We start from the raw sequence: 18267 nt of genomic DNA on the forward strand, positions 1-18267 counted from the left end.
CATCAATGAAATATATTTCATGAAATTGAGCGAATGGCCTGCGTACGTTTGTCAGGGGGGCTGGCGGTTGCGGCGTATAGGGCGATTTTTACCTCGTGACTGTGCTCGTCGCAGCATTCAGCAGCGCCGCGTCTGCGGCGCGGCATGCACAAAGCCAGCCCAGGAAGTTGGGCTGGCTGGATTGTTTTGCCGGGCAGGGAAAATCGGGAACGGAAAGGTGGCCTGTGTCTTCCCGTGGCGGAAATCACCCTCGCGGCCGGCCGGCGACGGAGCGCAGATTGTCGAGGAGGACCGCGATCAGCAGGATGAGGCCGCGCACCACGTATTGATAGAAGGCCTGGATATTGAGCAGGTTCATGACGTTCTCGGCAATGCCCATGATCAGAACGCCGACGACGACGCCGGTCATGGTCGCCCGGCCGCCGGCAAGCGAAACACCGCCGAGAACGCAGGCGGAAATGACCGAGAGTTCGAGGCCGGTCGCCGCATTCGGCTGGCCGGAGGTGATGCGCGAGGCCAGCAGGATCCCGGCAACGGCGCATACGAGCCCCTGCAGCGCGAAGATCCAGATTCGCATCCGCGCCACGTCGACACCGGCGAGCCGGGAGGCTTCCGGGTTACCGCCGATCGCGAGCGTGTTCTTGCCGAAGACGGTGCGGTTCAGGAGGAACCCGAATACGACGAAGAAAAATGCCATCACCCAGATCGGCGTGGGCACGGACAGAAATTTCGACAATGAAAGCTGATAGAAGACCGGATCGTTGATGCCGACTGCGCGCCCGTCCGACGCGATCAGAGCAAACCCCCTCACGATCTGCATCGTCGCCAGGGTGGTTATGAGTGCATTGATGCGGAAGCGCGCGATCACCACGCCATTGGCCATACCCACGGCAGTGCCGCAGGCAAGCGCCGCCAGAAGCCCGAGCACGATAGAGCCCGTGGCGTTCGAGGCCATGACCGCAACCATTCCCGAGAAGGCGACGGTGGAGCCGACGGAAAGGTCGAAGTCTCGCGACGCGAGGCAGAACATCATGGTGCAGGCGACGAGACCGATGGTCACCACGGACTGCAGCAGGCCGAGCATGTTGCGTTCGGTGAGGAAATTCGGAACCGTCAGCGATACCACCAGGAATGCGGCGGCGAAAATAACCACCAGGCCCTGCTCGCCGAGAAGGAGTTTTTTCAAGGACGTCGTCATCGTTAGCGTACCTGTTCGGAAATGGGAGCTTTTGTGCCGGAGGCATCCGGAAGCGCGGCTGTGAGAATCCGGTGCTCGTCGAAGTCTTCCCTTGCAACTTCTGCCGCGATGAGGCCTTCGCACATCACCAGAATGCGATCCGCAATGCCCATCACTTCCGGCAATTCGCTGGAGATGACGACGATCGCCATGCCTTGCGCTGCAAGCTCGTAAAGGATTTCGTAGATTTCCGACTTCGCGCCAACGTCGATGCCGCGGGTCGGCTCGTCGATCAGCAGCACCTTGATGCCCTCTTCCGACAACCAGCGTCCAAGGATCACCTTCTGCTGGTTTCCGCCGGAGAGATTGACGATGTCCTGGTGGCGGGAGGGCGTGCGCACGCGCAGCTTCGCGATGAACCGCTCCGCAAGTTCCGCTTCCTTGCCGCGGTCGAGAATGCCGAAGCGAGAGAAATGGCGACGGGAGGAGATCGCCATGTTCTCTTCAATGGATCTCCCGTGGACGATGCCGTCGAATTTCCGGTCTTCCGGGCAGAGAACGATGCCGGCGCGGATCGAATGCGGGGGACTGTCGGCCCGTACGGCAACGCCGTCCACCAGGACTGTGCCCTGCCGTCGGCTGTCGGCGCCATAGAGCAGGCGGGCCATTTCGCTGCGGCCCGCGCCGATCAGCCCGAAAAAGCCGAGAATCTCGCCGCTGCGCGCGGTAAAACTGATCGGGTGTGGCAGGGCGGCGCCGGACACGCCTTCGACCGTCAGCCTTGCGTCTCCGAGAGGACGGGCGCGCCAACCCCAGATATTGGAAATCTCGCGCCCGACCATCTCGGCGATGATCTGATCGCGGGTCACTTTCGAAACGTCCGGATGATGGGCCGCAAGCCGCCCGTCCCTGAGAACGGTCAGACTGTCGCACAGGCGGAAAATCTCGTCGAGGCGATGCGAAACGTACAGAATGACGGTACCGTTCGACCGCAACCTGTCGATCAGCGAGAACAGGATCTCGCTTTCTCTCGAGGAGAGCGACGATGTCGGCTCGTCGAGAGCAATGACGCGGGCGTCGAGCATCACCGCCTTGGCAATCTCTACCATCTGGCGCTCGCCGATCGACAAGGATGCAACCTTCGCCCCGGGATCGACGTCGATACCGATCTCCGCGAGCCTTTCACTGACGACGCGGATAAGCTGCCGGCGATCGATGACACCGGCCCTGCCGGGAAAGCGGCCGAGCCAGAGGTTCTCGGCAACCGTCAGCTCCGGCACGAGTTGCAGTTCCTGATGAATGACGATGACGCCGGCGTCGAAGGCGTCGCGTACCGAGCGATAGTGCTGCGGCCTGCCGTCGATGCGAATTTCACCAGTGTCGGCTGCCTGGTCACCGGAGAGCACCCGGATAAGGGTGGATTTCCCCGCACCGTTTTCGCCCATCAGTCCGTGAACGGCACCCTTGCGCACGGAAAAGGAGACATCCGAAAGCGCCTGAACGCCGGGATAGCCCTTTGAAATTGATGTGAATTCTAGAAAATCCTGCATCGCAACGCTCCGGAAGGATGCCCGGCGGTTGGCCGCCGGGCTCATTTCTGTCGGGGCAGGGGATTACTCGATACCGAGATCCTTGCGCACGGCTTCGTAGTTGTCGCGCAGAGCGAGCTGGCCCGCAGTCAGGACCAGCTTTTCGGGCTCTTTGCCGTTGGCGATCCATTCATACATGTTGAGGGCCGTCTCGTAGCCGTGACGTTTCGGCGAGATGATGACAGTGCCGAAGAAGCCGGTCGGCGAGGGCTTCTTGAATTCGTTGATCGCTGATTCCGCGCCGCCGATGCCCACGCCGATCATGCTGTCTGCGGGAATGCCGACGGTTTCGGTGGCACGTACTGCCCCGAGGACGGCTTCGTCGTTGAGGCCGACGGCGACCCACTTCTTGATGCCCGCATTCTTGTTGAGGACGACGGTGGATGCGTTGAGAGCAGCTTCGGTATCGGTCTTCGCCTGCGGTGCGTCGAAGATATTGGCTTCAGGGAAGCCGTTCGCCTTGAGGACGGACAGAGCGCCCTCCACCCGATCGACGGCGGTCGGGAGCTGGTCGTAGGAAACGCGGATGGCACCGACTTCCTTCATGTCCCAGCCGCGCTTCTTAATCTCGGCCACGATGGCCTCGCCCGCGGCTTCGCCGATCTTCGTGGCGGAAATGCCCATGTGCGGCACGTCTTCGAGAGCGCTGCCGTTGGCGCTGACCAGGCGGTCGTCCACCGTCATCAGTTTCAGATCGTTGGCGGCCGCCTTGGCGACGATGCCGGGACCGAGCTTGACGTCCGGGGTGCAGATGATGAAGCCCTGCGCCCCCTGAGCGCCGAGATTGTCGATGGCCGATTGAACCTTTTCGCCATCCTGGGCGCCGATCTTGACGAGGGTGAAACCCTTCTCCTTGGCTGCCTGGTCGGCGAATTTCCATTCGTCCTGGAACCACGGCTCCTCGGGCTGCTTGACGATGAAGCCGATCTTCACGTCGGAAGCGAAGGCGGATGTTGCTGCGAAAATTGCGACGGTGCCGGCCAAAGCAAAGGCCTTGATGAAGCGCATGATGTCTCTCCCTGTTCTGACTGACTGCTCCCTGCAGCTACCATTTGTGTAAGACGTCAATATCATACTTGTCAATTGGGCTTGTATGATGAATGATAGAGCATGTCTGATATTGATGGCCGAACCAAGGCTCGTCACTTCGGGACGATTGCGGTAAGCATCGCTTCGGGTCTCAAGAGAACGCGGGCCAAGCGCATGGAGATTTCAGTGCAAGGACGACATGATCAGCCGACGGATTCGGGCAGCACGCCTTCTCGTCGTCCCCGTGTGCAGAAGGATGTCACCCGGGCGCTTGCCGCCGACATCTGTGGCGACAATTATCCGGCAGGCAGCTATCTACCGCGGGAGAACGACCTGTGCGAACGCTACGGCGTCAGCCGAACGGTCATACGCGAATCACTGAAGATTCTGGAATCGAAGGGGCTGGTGCGCGGTCGTTCACGCGTCGGCACCGTCGTCTGCAGCAAGGACGAATGGAACATTCTCGATCAGCAGGTGCTCGAGTGGATCGGTGATCGGATTTTTCAGTTCGATCTTCTGAACTGTATTCTCGAAGCGCGCCGTGCGATCGAGCCTGTTGCTGCAGAGTTGGCGGCGAGGCGCGCAACGGTGCAGGAAATCGCCGAGATCGAGCGCGCCTGGCAGCAGATGAGGGATGCCGAGGGCGACCTCGCGAAGTTCACGGCAGCAGACGTCGCTTTTCACGAATCGCTCCTCAAGGCCAGCCATAATCAGGTGTTCCAGCAACTGGCGAGCATTATACAGGCCGGCCTCAAGTTCTCGCTGCAGGCCTCGAACGAGGCGGCGGACACGCGCGGAGGTGCCGTGGAGATACACAGGCAACTGGTCGAAGCATTGCGGATGCGGGACGCGACTGCAGCGCGTGACTGTTCCTGGCAGCTGCTGGACCTTGCCGCACGTGATCTCGCTCTCGCCGTCGAGCGACACTCACCTCCGGCGTGACGGTGCGCCGGGGCGCCATTCGGATCAAACCACATCTTTGACAACTGGACGCATTTCATGAAGATCACCAAGCTGACGACCTATATCGTTCCGCCGCGCTGGCTCTTTCTCAAGATCGAAACCGACGAGGGCGTCGTCGGGTGGGGAGAGCCCGTGGTAGAGGGGCGCGCCCTGACGGTCGAGGCCGCCGTTCACGAGCTGTCTGACTATCTCGTAGGCAGGGACCCCTTCCTCATCGAGGATCATTGGAACGTGCTTTATCGCGGCGGATTCTACCGCGGCGGTGCCATACATATGAGTGCGCTGGCCGGCATTGACCAGGCGCTATGGGACATCAAGGGCAAGGCCCTCGGGCAGCCGGTCCATTCCCTGCTCGGCGGGCAATGCCGCGACAAGATCAAAGTCTATTCCTGGATTGGCGGCGACCGACCGAGCGACGTCGCGAACAATGCGCGCGACGTTGTTGCCCGCGGTTTCAAGGCGATAAAGCTCAACGGCTGCGAGGAGATGCAGATCGTCGACACCAACGAGAAGATCGATAGGGCGGTCGAGACGATCGGAACGATCCGCGACGCGATCGGCCCCAATATCGGCATCGGCGTCGACTTCCACGGTCGTGTGCATAGGCCCATGGCGAAGGTTCTCGCCAAGGAACTGGAACAGTTCAAGCTGATGTTCATCGAGGAGCCGGTCCTGTCGGAGAACCGCGAGGCCCTGAGGGAGATCGCCAACCATTGCTCGACCCCGATCGCGCTCGGCGAAAGGCTCTATTCGCGCTGGGACTTCAAATCGGTTCTCTCCGACGGCTTCGTCGACATCATTCAGCCGGATCTTTCGCACGCCGGCGGGATCACCGAATGCCGCAAGATCGCCGCGATGGCCGAGGCCTACGATGTGGCGCTGGCGCCCCACTGCCCGCTCGGGCCGATTGCGCTTGCCGCCTGCCTGCAGGTCGACGCAGTCAGCTATAACGCCTTCATCCAGGAGCAGAGCCTCGGCATCCACTACAACGAGGCGAACGACATCCTCGATTACATCTCCAACAAGGACGTCTTCGCCTATGAGGACGGCTTCGTTTCTATTCCTCCGGGACCCGGTCTCGGCATCGAGGTGGACGAGGCCTATGTGATGGAACGCGCGAAGGAGGGGCATCGCTGGCGCAACCCGGTCTGGCGCCATTCGGATGGCAGCGTGGCCGAATGGTGAGGAAGACGATGCGCCGATCTGAGGGAGTGAAGGGATGAGTGCCCGGCTTCAAGGTAAACGGATCATGGTGACCGGCGCGGCGCAGGGCATCGGCCTCGCCATTGCCGAAGTGTTCCTGTCGGAAGGGGCGGCACTCCTTCTCGTCGACCGGGACGGCCCTCTGCTCGAAAGGGAAGCGAGCCGGCTGCAAGAGCAGGGGTGGGAGCTCGTCTACGCTCAGGCCGACATTACCGATGCGCAAGCGATCAGCGTGGCGGTCTCCAGCGCCGCAACGTCGATCGGGCGGATCAACGCGCTTGTCAACAATGCCGGAATCAACGTGTTCTCCGAGCCGCTGGCGATGAGCGACGCCGATTGGCAACGCTGTTTTGACGTAAACCTGCGCGGGGCCTGGAACTGCTGCAAGGCGGTTCTGCCGAATTTGATTGAGCAGGGCGGCGGAGCGATCCTCAACATCGCCTCAACGCATGCATTCACCATCATTCCGCATACCTTTCCCTATCCGGTGGCAAAGCATGCGCTGCTCGGCATGACGAAAGCGCTCGGCATTGAATATGCATCGAAGGGCGTGCGGGTAAATGCGCTGGCGCCGGGTTATGTCCTGACGCAGAAGGCTTACGACTACTGGAACAGTTTCCCGGACCCGGCGGCAGCCGAGGCGGCGACGATGAAACTTCATCCTGGCGGCCGGATCGCGACAGCGGAAGAGATCGCCCGTGCCGCCGTCTTCATGATTTCAGACGAATGCCCTTTCATGAACGCCACGTGTCTGACGGTGGATGGCGGTCTCAGCGTCCTTCATCATCCGGCCTGATGCCCCTGGCGGCCGGCCAGGAGCCAACAGCGTTCTCGCCGCTTGTCAGCCTCCAGAGCAGGCCATCAGCCGTGGTTCGCGCCGCGTATCCTGCGGCGAAAAGCCGAAGCGCTTCTTGTAACAGGTGGCAACGTACTGGCTCGACGAGAAGCCGCAGTCGAACGCGATCTGCGTCACGGTAGAGCCATCCGCGTTCAGCAGGTCGCGCGCGGGCTTCAAGGCGGAGCATCTGCAGATAGCGCATAGGTGTCTGCGCGCTACCTCGCGCGAGGCGATATAGGAGATCTGCTCATCAGGCCTCGGCGAACCGCTCATCGGCGGTTTCATGAACAGCCGTGGCGATACGTCGCTGGTTTCATGATCGTCGCGATTGCAAGCGCGGCCGGCGCGACGGTTGCTCTCTTCATTCGCCGTTGACGTCTTCGTCCCATCCGCCGGCCGGAAAGGCTGCCGGAGGTCCATACGGCGATCTCCGTGACCGGTTCGGTCGGGAGATCGCCGCTTTTCATGTCGCGGCTGCCGAGCGACGCCCCGAGATCTCCAGGGCACCCCGGATCGCCGCGTCAGCCGGTGCGGGCGCCAGCTCCAGGCCAAATGCCGTGGCCACCCTTTCATAGACCTCGACCAGATCGTCGTCGCCGACCACCGCGATCGTGTCCCCTTCCTTGAACCAGCCGCCGGCCCGCGCCTCGACAAATTCCCATCCGACGATGAGCCCGGAAAGGCGGCTCTTCATTTCGTCCGGTGTGATCGTACCGGCAAGCCAGCCGGTTCTGACGGCAAAGAGCCGTGTCAACAAGCCGCCGGCCCGAGCGCATTCTTGCTGCGCCAGCGCAATGCCTTCAGCGAAAGCCGCTGTGGCATGGTCGCGCTCGGCCGTCGCGACCTTCGACAGGAAGGAATGGCTGGCCAGCGTCGCGTAGATTTCACCGGTGACGAAGGTGCGGAAACGCTCGATGCGGCCGCCTTTGATCTCGGCCCATTTTGCATGCGTCCCGGGCAGGACGACGACCATGTCCCTATTCAGGCCGAAGCCGACGAGCTGGGTCTCTTCGCCGCGCATGACGTCCGGGAAAGGAAAGGCCGTCGGATCCGTCAGGCCCGGTAAAAAGGTAAGCCGGTCTCCCTGCGCAAGTTCGATGGTGCGGCACGCGGCGGCCAGGTCCCCGGCCGCCGCCGGGGTCGGCACATAAGGCATCTCGATCCATCCGTTGCGGCTCCCGATCATTCCTGCCGCCACGATGTCGAGCGGGCCGTATTCGGCGCGCCAGGATGCGAGGCCTTCGCTAACGACGCGCGCGTGCTCGCCTTTGGTGACCGACTGGATTCCCCGGTCGCCTATTTTTTCATCGACAATCGAGCCGTCCGATTTCACCAGGAAAGCCCGGAAGTTCGTGGTGCCCCAATCGAGCACGACCGTGACAGGTTCATATGCAGCGTCCGGCAAGGCCATCTCCTTCAAAGTTATATGGATTGACACGGCCTATCACCTTCGCTTATGGTCCACAATATAAATTGTAAGTCTCACTATACGGACCTAATTATGCCGCTGACAGGAATTCTCCCGGTTCTCCCGACGCCCTTCACGGAAAGCGGGGTCGATATTGCCGCGATGCGCCGTATCGTCCGGTTCGCTTTGGATGCGGGCGTTGCGGGCGTGGTGTTTCCTGGTTTTGCGAGCGAGGTGGAAATGTTGACCGGAGAGGAGCGCCTGGCGCTTCTCGAAACCGTCTCGGCCGAGGTCGATGGGCGTGTGCCGGTCATAGCCGGCGCCAGCGCGGCGACCGTTGATGACGTCGTCGCCTATGGCAGGCAGGCGCTGGCGCTCGGGATCACGCAGCTCATGATCCAACCCCCGAAGTCCATCGGGGCAGGAGCAGACGCGGTGGCCGCTTTTCTTTCTGCTTCGGCGATGCAAATGCCCGACGCGGAATTTATCCTTCAGAATGCGCCCGCGCCGCGTGGCTCGGACTTGTCGCCCGAGGCGGTCCTCAAGGTCGTCCGTCGGGTTCCGGCTGTTCGATATGTCAAGGAAGAGACCCTTCCCGCGGGGCCCGCGATCACCGCCATCCTCGCGGACGCGCCCGAGCATTTGCTGGGCGTCATCGGCGGCGGAGGCGCTCGCTACATTCTTGACGAGTACGATCGGGGTGCATGTGCGGCGATGCCGGCGCTCGAGATCGCCGACCTGCATGTCGCTCTCGACCGCAATTATCGCGCAGGCCGTGGAGGCGAGGCGCGAACGCTTTACGTGAAGTCGCTGCCTTTATTGGCGCTTCAGGCCGTTTATCGCATGCGGCTGACCAAGCATGTGCTCGGCTTGCGCGGGATCATTGACAACCCCATTGTGCGTGCTCCGACTCCTGATCTCGACGCAATGGCCGTTCGCGACATCGAAAGATGCCTGCAGGAGTGCGAGGTGGAATCCTTCGGGAGATCAAATAGAGGGTCGGGCGCATGAGCGATCGCGTCAAAAAGATTGAGAGCTTCACGCTCACCTTGCCGCGCGACAAACCATATCTCGGCAAACCGCGCCCGGGCGAGGAGCCGAACGGGCGCGGCTACCTGGTCCGCAAGGGCAATCGCACCGTCTATCCGACATTCGATCGGAGCGTGCTCGTCCGTATCGAGACTGAGAATGGCGCCGTCGGCTGGGGCGAAACCTATGGATTGGTTGCGCCGCGGGCGACGATGGAGATCATTGACGATCTTCTCGCGGATTTCACCGTGGGCCGCGATCCATTCGATGCGGCGGCGATCCATGACGACCTTTATGATCTCATGCGGGTGCGCGGCTACACCGGCGGCTTTTACGTCGATGCGCTCGCGGCGATCGACATCGCGCTATGGGACTTGGCTGGCAAGCTCGCCGGTATGCCGGTCTGCAAGCTGCTCGGCGGCCGGAGGCGCGACAGGATCGACGCTTACATTTCCGGGCTGCCTGAAGACACGCGCGGAAAACGGGCCGAGCTCGCCGCATCATGGCAGGCCAAGGGTTTCTCATCTTTCAAATTTGCCTCGCCCGTTGCCGATGACGGGGTCGCAAGTGAGATCGAAACCCTGCGCGAAAGGCTCGGTGACGGGGCGCGCATCGCCTGCGACATGCATTGGGCGCAGACCGCAAGCGAAGCGATCGCGCTGATCAGGGCAATGGAGCCGCACGGATTGTGGTTCGCCGAGGCGCCGGTGCGTACCGAGGACATGGAGGGTCTGGCTCGGGTGGCGGCAAGCGTCCCGACCGCCATTGCGGTGGGTGAGGAATGGCGCACCGTCTACGATATGGTACCGCGCGTCGCGCGGAACGCGCTCGCAATCGTGCAGCCGGAGATGGGCCACAAGGGCATCACGCAATTCATGCGTATCGGCGAATGCGCCCATGCGCATCACATCAAGATCATCCCGCATGCAACGATCGGCTCCGGCATCTTCCTGGCGGCAAGTCTCCAGGCGAGCGCGGCGCTGGCGAATGTCGACTGCCATGAGTTCCAGCATTCGATCTTCGAGCCCAATCGCCGGCTTCTCGACGGAGATATGGATTGCGTCGAAGGCCAATACATCCTGCCGACAGGGCCGGGGCTCGGCGTCGAGCCGTCGAAGGAGGCGCTCGCGCTTCTGAAAAGAAATTGAAAGCGAATAAGCGCGGAGGAGTGGAGGAAAACATGAAAATCATCCGGAAATATGCCGTCGCAACGACGGTCGCAGCGATGCTGGCCTGCACGGCCCTGCCGGTCACCGCCAAGGCGGAAGTGCTCAAATTCGTCTCGTGGCAGAAGGACGAGAAGGGCATCGGCGACTGGTGGGGAACGGTGGTCAAGGAGTGGGAGGCAAAGCACCCCGGTAATACGATCGAATGGACCAAGGTGGAACGCAGCGCCTATGCCGACACCATGACGACGCTCTTTGCAGGCGGCACGCCGCCGGACATCGTCCACCTGGCCTCCTTCGAATTCCAGACCTTTGCGAACAATGGCTGGCTCGAGGACCTTGGTCCCTGGGTCGAGAAGTCGGGGCTCAATCTCGATGGATGGAGCGGGCAGGACATCTGCAATTTCCAGGACACGACCGTGTGCATCATGATGCTCTATTACGGCACGATCTTCGGCTATAACGAGGAGATGCTGAAGCAGGCGGGCGTCGCGGTCCCCACCAATTACGAGGAGTTCCTCGCAGCGGCCCGCGCGACCACCAAGGACCTGAATGGCGACGGCATCGTCGACCAATTCGGAACCGGCCACGAGACCAAAGGTGGCGGCGGGCAGTATATCGCCGAGATGGCGAGCTATCTTCTCGATGCCGGCGCACGCTTCACCAATGCAGAAGGCAAGGTGACGATCGACACCCCCGAAATGGTCGAGGGCCTGACCCGCTGGAAAACCGTGGTCAAGGAAAGCCTGACCCCGCGCGACCTCTCGGCGGGCGAGGTCCGGAAACTCTTCGCCGATGGAAAGATCGCTTTAAAGGTCGACGGTCCCTGGATCTATTCCATCATGCAGCAGGGAGCGGCAAAGGATAAGCTGAAGCTTGCCAGCGTTCCCTTCGACCCGCCGCTGGGAGGGTCATCCAACATTCTCGCGATGCCGAGCGAGATTTCCGATGAGAAGAAGCAGCTTGTCTGGGATTTCATCGCAATTGCGACCTCCGACAGATTCCAGACCAGCTTCGCGACGCTTGCCGCCTCGACTCCGCCGAGCCCGCGCGCCGATCTCACCGAAGCCAAGGCGCAGATTCCACATTTCGATCTGATGGCGAAGTCGCAGAAGGCTGCGGCAGAGCACAAGATCGACCGCATTCCGACCGGACTCGAGATCCAGTTCAACGAGTTCTCGAAAATGATTCAGGAGGAGGCGCAGAGAATGATCATAGAAGATCTCGATCCTGCAGCCGTCGCCAAGACGATGCACGAGAAGGCCGAGGCGCTTCAGTAGATCACGATGTCTTTAGGTCGGGCCGACCTAAAGACATGAACATGATCGATTTCAAAGAGTAGAGACGCGGGATGCGGGCGGAAGACCGCGCAAACCTTCCTCATCCCGCTCTACAGCGCCGTGCGTCTTATCAGACGCCCAAAGGTCGCTGTAGCACTTTGATCTGCTGCATGTTTTTGTCCTTCAATCGGATCCGATTGAAGGAAACATGCAGTAGGCGTTTGCCGACCTCGGCACGTGAAGGGAAACCCGGCGCCTGCGGCGGCGCCGGGTCCTGGCAAAAACCAAGAGGCAAAAATGAGCGTACGTTTCCTCGATCTGGCACGCCCGAGCCGTCAGCATTGGCTGGGTTATCTGCTGTTGCTGCCGGCCGTCGCGCTGGTGGCTCTGATCATCGTCTATCCGCTGTTCGTGTCGCTCGACTTGTCTTTCCAGAAGATCGGCATGGCGACGCTCAGCGCACCGCGCAAGCCGTTCACGCTGGAAAACTATCACAAGCTATTCACCTCACCGGATTTCTGGAATTCGTGCTGGGTCACGATCAAGTTGGTCCTGGTCGTCAGTGCAGCCTGTTTCGCCGTCGGTCTGGGAACGGCCCTGCTGGTCAATAACCGTTTCAAGGGGCGGACGCTGGCGCGTCTCTTCGTGGCTCTGCCCTGGGCCGTTCCGGAAGTCATCGCGGTCGTCATTTTCGCCTGGATCTTCGATTCCTCCTTCGGCCTGATGAACTGGCTCTTCATCAAGCTCGGCATCACGAGCCAGATGGTCAACTGGTTCTCCGAGCCTACTGCCGCGTTCTGGGTGGTGGCGATAACGATGATCTGGAAAGGTTATCCCTTCGTCTCGATCATGACGCTTGCCGGTCTGCAGTCCATTCCGGAAGATTTCTACAACGCCGCCAAGGTCGATGGCGCGAACGCGTTCCAGCGCTTCTGGTACATTACCATTCCCGTGCTCATGCCCGTTCTCGGTGTGACGTCGGTGCTCGTCGTTCTTTGGGTCTTCAGGGATTTCTCGATCATCAAAGTGCTGACCGACGGCGGGCCGCTCAAGGCAACGCAAACGCTCTCGATCATGACCTACGATCAGGCATTCGGCTTCTTCAACATGGGTTACGCCTCGGCAATCGGGATCGTAACGCTCGTGCTGTGCGTCGTCGCCAGCCTGTTGATGCTCGGCCGCAAGTCCCAGGCAATGTATTAGGAGGTCGAGCAATGCAGCGCACCACCCTTCAAACACTGTCGCTCTATGCCGGCCTTGCCGTCGTCTGCGGCGTGTTGCTCTTCCCGATCTATTGGCTGTTCGTCACGGCGCTGTCGACGCTCGCGGAAATCCGCCAGTTGCCGCCGTCCTTTTGGCCGGCCGACCCGCAATGGAGCACCTTCGCCAAAGTGGCGACCGAGCGGCCGATCCTCCTATGGCTGTGGAATTCGACGCTCGCGGCGCTCGGTTCCGTGGCCCTGTCGATGGTTGTTTCGGTCTTCGCCGGCTACAGCCTGTCGCGCTTCAGCGTGAAGGGCGGCCGATCGCTGGGTCTCTTCATTCTCACGGCGAAGATGCTGCCGGCAACGCTGCTCGTCATTCCGCTTTTCGGCATTTTCCGCTCGATGGGGCTGATCGGGAGCCTTTGGTCGCTGGTTCTCGCCCATGCGACGCTGATCATCCCCTTCACCACATGGATGCTGAAGGGCTACTTCGACACGATCCCGCGCGAGTTGGAGCAGGCGGCGATGGTCGATGGCTGCTCTCCGCTTGGCGCCCTTTTCCGGGTGGTGCTTCCGGTCGCGACGCCGGGGCTTGCGGCAACCGCTCTTTACGCCTTCGTCCTCTCCTGGGCCGATTATGCCTATGCCCGCACCTTTCTCACCAATGCGCAGGGGAGTTGGACGGCCAATCTCGGCATTACCACGATGAAAGGCGAGTACGTCACCGACTGGAACGAGATCTCGGCGGCGGCCGTGTTCGTCTCGGTGCCGATTATCCTGATCTATCTGTTCCTTGAACGCTATTTGGTCGGCGGGCTCACTGCCGGCGCGGAGAAGTGAAATGGCCGGCATAAGCATTCAGAACGTCTACAAGAACTACGGAGCGCTCAACGTGCTCAAAGAGTTCTCGCTCGAAATCTCGGACGGGGAATTCGTCGTCCTCGTCGGCCCCTCGGGGTGCGGCAAGTCGACAATGCTCAAGATCCTCGCCGGTCTTGAGCCGGCAAGCGGCGGCAAGATCCTGATCGGCGACAAGGACGTGACCGATCTTGCTCCTGGGGACCGGGACATCGCGATGGTGTTCCAGAATTATGCGCTCTACCCGCATCTGACCGTCGGCCAGAATATCGGCTTTGGACTGAAGATGCGCGGCATGCCCAAGGCGGAAATCGACAAGCGCGTCCACGCCGTAGCCAGAATCCTGGCCGTCGAGCATCTGCTCGATCGCCGCCCGAAGGCACTTTCGGGCGGACAGCGCCAGCGGGTCGCGCTCGGCCGGGCGATCGTGCGGGAGCCGCGTGCCTTCCTGATGGACGAGCCTCTGTCCAATCTCGACGCCAAGCTGCGCGTTCACACCCGTGCAGAGATCAGCGCGCTGCACAAGCGCATCGGCGTCACGACGGTCTATGTCACGCACGACCAGATCGAGGCGATGACCATGGCCGATCGCGTCGTCATCATGCGCGACGGTGTCATCCAGCAGATCGCAGACCCGGACACGCTGTTCGCCAGGCCGGCCAATCTCTTCGTCGCCGGCTTCATAGGGTCTCCGGGCATGAACTTCATGTCCGCCCGCATCGAGGGTGGCAGGCTCACCCTCTTCGGCCAGAACTTCGCCACCCAGAAAGGCGCTCGTGACGGCGAGGTGATCGTCGGCATCCGGCCGGAGCATCTGTCGCTCGGCCAGGGTGACGTCACTTTTGCGGTGCGGCCGACATTGGTCGAGAGCCTCGGCTCGGAAAAATACATTTACTTCGATCCGGGCGAGAACGCTTACGGCGAGGCTGCTCGGGACGAAGAACGCGGCAAGGGTCTGATTGCCCGGATCGCGCATTCCGGCCCCGTGCGAGAGGGCGACGAGCTCACGCTCTCCTTCGACCCCTCGGAAATCCACCTCTTCGATCCGAAGACGGAAAAGGCGGTAGATTGACATGAAAGTGCTTGTGACGGGTTCTGCCGGCAGGGTCGGCTCTTTTGTTGTCAGGCAATTGCTTGAAGCGGGACACCAGGTGAGGGGCTTCGATCTGCGCTCGGCATTGATCGATGATGCCGGCTTTGACGAAGTCGTTGGCGCATTCGACGACCGCGAGGCGGCGGCGCGCGCCTGTGAGGGTATCGACGCCGTACTCCACCTCGGAGCCTTCATGTCCTGGCTGGCGAGCGACCGCGACCGGTTGTTCCAAGCCAATGTCGAAGGGACGCGCATCGTGGCCGAGGCGGCCGTCGCGGCAAAGGTCGGCCGCTTCGTCTTTGCAAGTTCCGGGGAGGTCTATCCGGAGAACAGGCCGGAATTCCAGCCGATTACGGAGGATCATCCGAAGGAGCCACTGTCTCCTTACGGTCTCACCAAGCTTCTCGGCGAGGAACTGGTGACGTTCCAGGGACGCGTATCGTCGATGGAGACGGTGATCCTGCGCTTCTCGCATACGCAGAACGCCGATGAGCTGCTCGATCCCGACAGCTTCTTTTCCGGACCGCGCTTCTTCCTTCGCCCGAAAATCAAGCAGCAGGAGGCTTTCGGCAACAGGACTGCGGCCGATCTTCTGAGGGCGGCGGATCCGGGACGGCCGGCACTCGTCCTGACACGCAACGAGAACGGCCGGCCGTTCAAGATGCACATCACCGACACCCGCGACATGGCCCGGGGCGTTCTCCTCGCGCTGTCCCATCCGAAGGCGGCGGGTGGCGTCTTCAATCTGGGAGCGACCGATCCTGTTGACTTCGCCGAGGTCCTGCCGGTAATGGCCGACAGGATCGGGTGGCCGCTCGTGACGGTCGATCTTCCCGGCTCCGGCGTGTGGTATCACACTTCCAACCAGCGCATTCGTGAAGCGCTCGGCTTCGAGCCGAAGTGGCCGATCATGCGAATGCTGGACGAGGCGGTAGCGGCATGGACGACAAGGCAGTCTTAGGCGGGCTTGAAGATCGCGGGGCACCGGCGGGTGCGGCCGCCCTCGCCAAGGGTCTCGCTCTCCTCGACCTCATAGCGGAGGCTCCGAAGCCGCTGCGCTTCGCTGACCTGCAGAAGATGAGCGGCGTGCCGAAGCCGACGCTTGCGCGCATGCTGAAGACGCTGATGGTGTTTCGTCTGATCCGGCAGAACGAGGCAACGGGCGCTTATCTGCTCGGACACCGCTTCATCGAGCTTTCGCACCGTGTGTGGGATAAATTCGACCTCGTCAGCGCCGCCGCCCCCGAACTCGAACGCCTTTCGGCCGAACTCGGGGAAACGGTCGCACTTTGCCGCCTCGACGGTCACCGTGTGGTTTATCTGGAAGAGCGCTCGAGCGGCGGCCTGGGCGTGCTGATTGCGGTCGGCCGGCGTGTGCCGGTCCACTGCACCGCGGCCGGCAAGGCTCTGCTCGCGTTTCAGGAGCCCTCCTTCGCCCGCTCGCTTGCTGGACAGCTCGATTATGATCGCTTCACGCCGCAGACCATTACAGATCCGCAGGCGCTCGAGGCCGATCTCGTCCTGACACGCGCCCGGGGCTATGCCGTTTCCTACGAGGAGCACCTCGCAGGGGTCAATACCGTCGCTGCTCCGATCGCCGGGCGCGACGGAGTGCCGCTCGGAGCGCTCGTGGTGCTGGGGCCAGCCTCCCGTCTCGACAGTTCCGCCATCCATCCGGTCGGCCGCGAATTGATGGCTGCGGCGCGACGGATCACCGGCACGGTCGGGGCCGTGGCCATCAGCTCCGGCCCGCGGCCGCGGACGCGTGCGGGAGGACAGAGCGATGTGCAATGCGTTCTGCCCTGGGGCGCCCAGCTCGGCGAAGCCCCAGTCTGGGTCGGCAGGGAAAAGCGGCTCTATTGGGTTGATATTCTCCACCCGGCCGTGCATCGGTTCGATCCTGTTACCGGCAAAAACGAGACCTGCAACACAGCCAAGCTCGTCAGTGCCGTCCTTCCGAGCGAGGACGGGCGGCTGGTCGTCGCCTCGCAGGACGGCGTCGAACGTTTCGACTTCGAGCGCGGCCTGTTCACCCGGTTTGCCGAGCCGGAACCGGGGGTACCGGAAAACCGCCTCAATGACGCAAAAGTCGACCCGCATGGAAGGCTTTGGGTGGGATCGATGCGCCTTGATGTGAGCCGGCCGACCGGCAGCCTGTATCGCCTGACGAAGACCGGTGAAGTCGCCCGCGCCGAAAGCGGGTTCACGGTCGCCAACGGGCTGGCCTGGAGTCCCGATGGTTCGACCTTCTACTTCGTCGATACGGTGCCGGGCATCATCTATGCCTACGACTTCGATGCGAGGGAGGGGAGCATCGCCAACCGCCGCGTTTTTGTTACTGTGCCCGAGGCGGAGGGGCGTCCGGACGGGCTTGCCGTCGATGCCGATGGCGGCGTCTGGTGTGCAATCTGGGATGGATGGCGCGTGAACCGCTATCGGCCCGATGGCCGGCTGGATCGCGCCGTCGAACTGCCGGTGCCACGCCCCACCAGCGTGGCCTTCGGCGGGGACGATCTTGCGACCTTGTTCATCACCAGCGCGCGCACCCGTCTCCCGGCCTCGACGCTGACGGAAGCACCGCTCTCCGGCGGCATTTTCGCCTGTAACCCCGGTGAGCGCGGCCTGGCCACCTCTCTCTTCTGCGTCTGAGGAACAGTTGTGAGCACGTATAAGGACATATTCTCGCTGAAGGGCAGGACAGCTCTGGTGACCGGCTCAAGCCGCGGAATCGGGGCTGCGATAGCTCAAGCCTATGCGGCCTATGGCGCGCGCGTGGTCCTGCACGGACAAAAGCCCGGCGCAACCGCCGGGGTCGAACAGGCAATAAGCGCTGCCGGCGGCGACGCGGTCTCGATCCAAGGCGAGCTTTCGCCGCCCGGTGCCGGCGGCGATTTGATTTCGGCGGCGCAGGCGGCCGCAGGTCCGTTGGATATTCTGGTGATCAACGCCTCGGCGCAAATCAACGGGTCGTTCGACGATGTGACGCCGGAGGATTTCGCCACACAGATCGATGTCAACCTTCGATCTACGGTCGAGATGCTGCAGACGGCCTTGCCGGGCATGGCCGAACGCGGCTGGGGCCGCGTCGTCAACATCGGCAGCATCAACCAGTTGCGGCCGAAATCGATCGTTTCCATTTATGCGGCGACCAAGGCAGCCCAGCATAATCTGATCCAGAGCCTTGCTCGCGATTACGCTCCCCGCGGCGTGTTGCTTAACACACTCGCACCGGGCCTCATCGACACGGACCGCAACGCCGCTCGCCGCGACGGCGACCCAGAGGGTTGGGAAAACTACGTCCGGACGCTCAACTGGATGGGGCGCGCAGGCGCGCCGGACGAAATGGTGGGCGCGGCACTCTTCCTCGCCTCAGACGCGTGCAGTTTCATGACGGGCGAGGCTGTTGTCATGTCGGGTGGGTATTAGTGC

General features: G+C 62.0%; 17 protein-coding genes. 12 read left to right on the forward strand and 5 right to left on the reverse strand.

Annotation, left to right across the window (positions count from 1 at the left end; all coding sequences use genetic code 11):
- Window positions 1–244: 244 nt before the first annotated feature.
- The 3 genes from araH to FB009_RS26020 form a co-directional block, all read right to left on the reverse strand.
- Window positions 245–1198, reverse strand: coding sequence for an L-arabinose ABC transporter permease AraH (araH, locus tag FB009_RS26010; RefSeq protein WP_011969239.1), 954 nt, complete (start codon window positions 1196–1198; stop codon window positions 245–247).
- Between the two features lie 2 nt (window positions 1199–1200).
- A complete protein-coding gene (gene araG, locus FB009_RS26015; protein ID WP_101779239.1) occupies window positions 1201–2727 on the reverse strand; it encodes an L-arabinose ABC transporter ATP-binding protein AraG in 1527 nt (508 codons plus the stop codon).
- Window positions 2728–2790: 63 nt separating this feature from the next.
- Complete coding sequence (locus tag FB009_RS26020) at window positions 2791–3774, reverse strand: arabinose ABC transporter substrate-binding protein (protein WP_127580655.1); 984 nt, start codon at window positions 3772–3774, stop codon at window positions 2791–2793.
- A gap of 195 nt (window positions 3775–3969) precedes the next feature.
- Here FB009_RS26020 and FB009_RS26025 point away from each other — a divergent pair, with 195 nt between their 5' ends.
- From FB009_RS26025 to FB009_RS26035, 3 genes are read left to right on the forward strand one after another with little or no spacing between them, the layout of a single operon-like run.
- Entirely contained in the window at window positions 3970–4737 is a 768-nt protein-coding gene (locus tag FB009_RS26025; protein WP_028053684.1) for a FadR/GntR family transcriptional regulator, read from the forward strand.
- Window positions 4738–4794: 57 nt separating this feature from the next.
- Window positions 4795–5943, forward strand: a complete 1149-nt coding sequence (gene dgoD, locus FB009_RS26030) for a galactonate dehydratase (protein WP_101804526.1) — start codon at window positions 4795–4797, stop codon at window positions 5941–5943.
- Window positions 5944–5977: 34 nt separating this feature from the next.
- The gene (locus FB009_RS26035) at window positions 5978–6757 is read left to right on the forward strand and encodes an SDR family oxidoreductase (RefSeq protein WP_011969234.1); all 780 of its coding nucleotides are present in this window, start codon (window positions 5978–5980) and stop codon (window positions 6755–6757) included.
- Between the two features lie 45 nt (window positions 6758–6802).
- On the opposite strand, the gene FB009_RS26040 is transcribed toward FB009_RS26035, so the two are convergent.
- Together FB009_RS26040 and FB009_RS26050 are read right to left on the reverse strand one after the other, a co-directional pair.
- Window positions 6803–7072 carry a helix-turn-helix domain-containing protein gene (locus FB009_RS26040; RefSeq protein ID WP_158243341.1) on the reverse strand — a complete coding sequence of 90 codons (270 nt, stop codon included), beginning with the start codon at window positions 7070–7072 and terminating at the stop codon, window positions 6803–6805.
- A 190-nt stretch (window positions 7073–7262) separates the two neighbouring features.
- Window positions 7263–8210 carry a 2-dehydro-3-deoxygalactonokinase gene (locus tag FB009_RS26050; protein ID WP_153321340.1) on the reverse strand — a complete coding sequence of 316 codons (948 nt, stop codon included), beginning with the start codon at window positions 8208–8210 and terminating at the stop codon, window positions 7263–7265.
- Window positions 8211–8255: 45 nt separating this feature from the next.
- Here FB009_RS26050 and FB009_RS26055 point away from each other — a divergent pair, with 45 nt between their 5' ends.
- The 9 genes from FB009_RS26055 to FB009_RS26095 all read left to right on the forward strand — a co-directional run bounded on the left by FB009_RS26055 (window position 8256) and on the right by FB009_RS26095 (window position 18264).
- Window positions 8256–9218, forward strand: a complete 963-nt coding sequence (locus tag FB009_RS26055) for a dihydrodipicolinate synthase family protein (RefSeq protein ID WP_011969231.1) — start codon at window positions 8256–8258, stop codon at window positions 9216–9218.
- On the forward strand, window positions 9215–10384 hold the full coding sequence (locus FB009_RS26060) for a mandelate racemase/muconate lactonizing enzyme family protein (protein WP_011969230.1): 1170 nt from the start codon (window positions 9215–9217) through the stop codon (window positions 10382–10384). The genes FB009_RS26055 and FB009_RS26060 overlap by 4 nt, the downstream gene beginning before the upstream one ends.
- 32 nt (window positions 10385–10416) lie before the next feature.
- Window positions 10417–11682 (forward strand): ABC transporter substrate-binding protein, encoded by a 1266-nt coding sequence (locus FB009_RS26065; protein WP_101804524.1) that lies wholly within the window; start codon window positions 10417–10419, stop codon window positions 11680–11682.
- A gap of 297 nt (window positions 11683–11979) precedes the next feature.
- Entirely contained in the window at window positions 11980–12885 is a 906-nt protein-coding gene (locus FB009_RS26070) for a carbohydrate ABC transporter permease (protein ID WP_011969228.1), read from the forward strand.
- An 11-nt stretch (window positions 12886–12896) separates the two neighbouring features.
- On the forward strand, window positions 12897–13727 hold the full coding sequence (locus FB009_RS26075; protein WP_011969227.1) for a carbohydrate ABC transporter permease: 831 nt from the start codon (window positions 12897–12899) through the stop codon (window positions 13725–13727).
- Window position 13728: 1 nt separating this feature from the next.
- On the forward strand, window positions 13729–14817 hold the full coding sequence (locus FB009_RS26080; protein ID WP_101777782.1) for an ABC transporter ATP-binding protein: 1089 nt from the start codon (window positions 13729–13731) through the stop codon (window positions 14815–14817).
- Window position 14818: 1 nt separating this feature from the next.
- Complete coding sequence (locus FB009_RS26085; RefSeq protein WP_011969225.1) at window positions 14819–15799, forward strand: NAD-dependent epimerase/dehydratase family protein; 981 nt, start codon at window positions 14819–14821, stop codon at window positions 15797–15799.
- Window positions 15778–17487, forward strand: a complete 1710-nt coding sequence (locus FB009_RS26090) for an SMP-30/gluconolactonase/LRE family protein (RefSeq protein WP_101804523.1) — start codon at window positions 15778–15780, stop codon at window positions 17485–17487. The genes FB009_RS26085 and FB009_RS26090 overlap by 22 nt, the downstream gene beginning before the upstream one ends.
- 9 nt (window positions 17488–17496) lie before the next feature.
- Entirely contained in the window at window positions 17497–18264 is a 768-nt protein-coding gene (locus FB009_RS26095; RefSeq protein ID WP_101779248.1) for an SDR family NAD(P)-dependent oxidoreductase, read from the forward strand.
- Window positions 18265–18267 lie beyond the last annotated feature (3 nt).

This window comes from Sinorhizobium medicae (assembly GCF_007827695.1).
Classification (GTDB): Bacteria; Pseudomonadota; Alphaproteobacteria; order Rhizobiales; family Rhizobiaceae; genus Sinorhizobium; species Sinorhizobium medicae.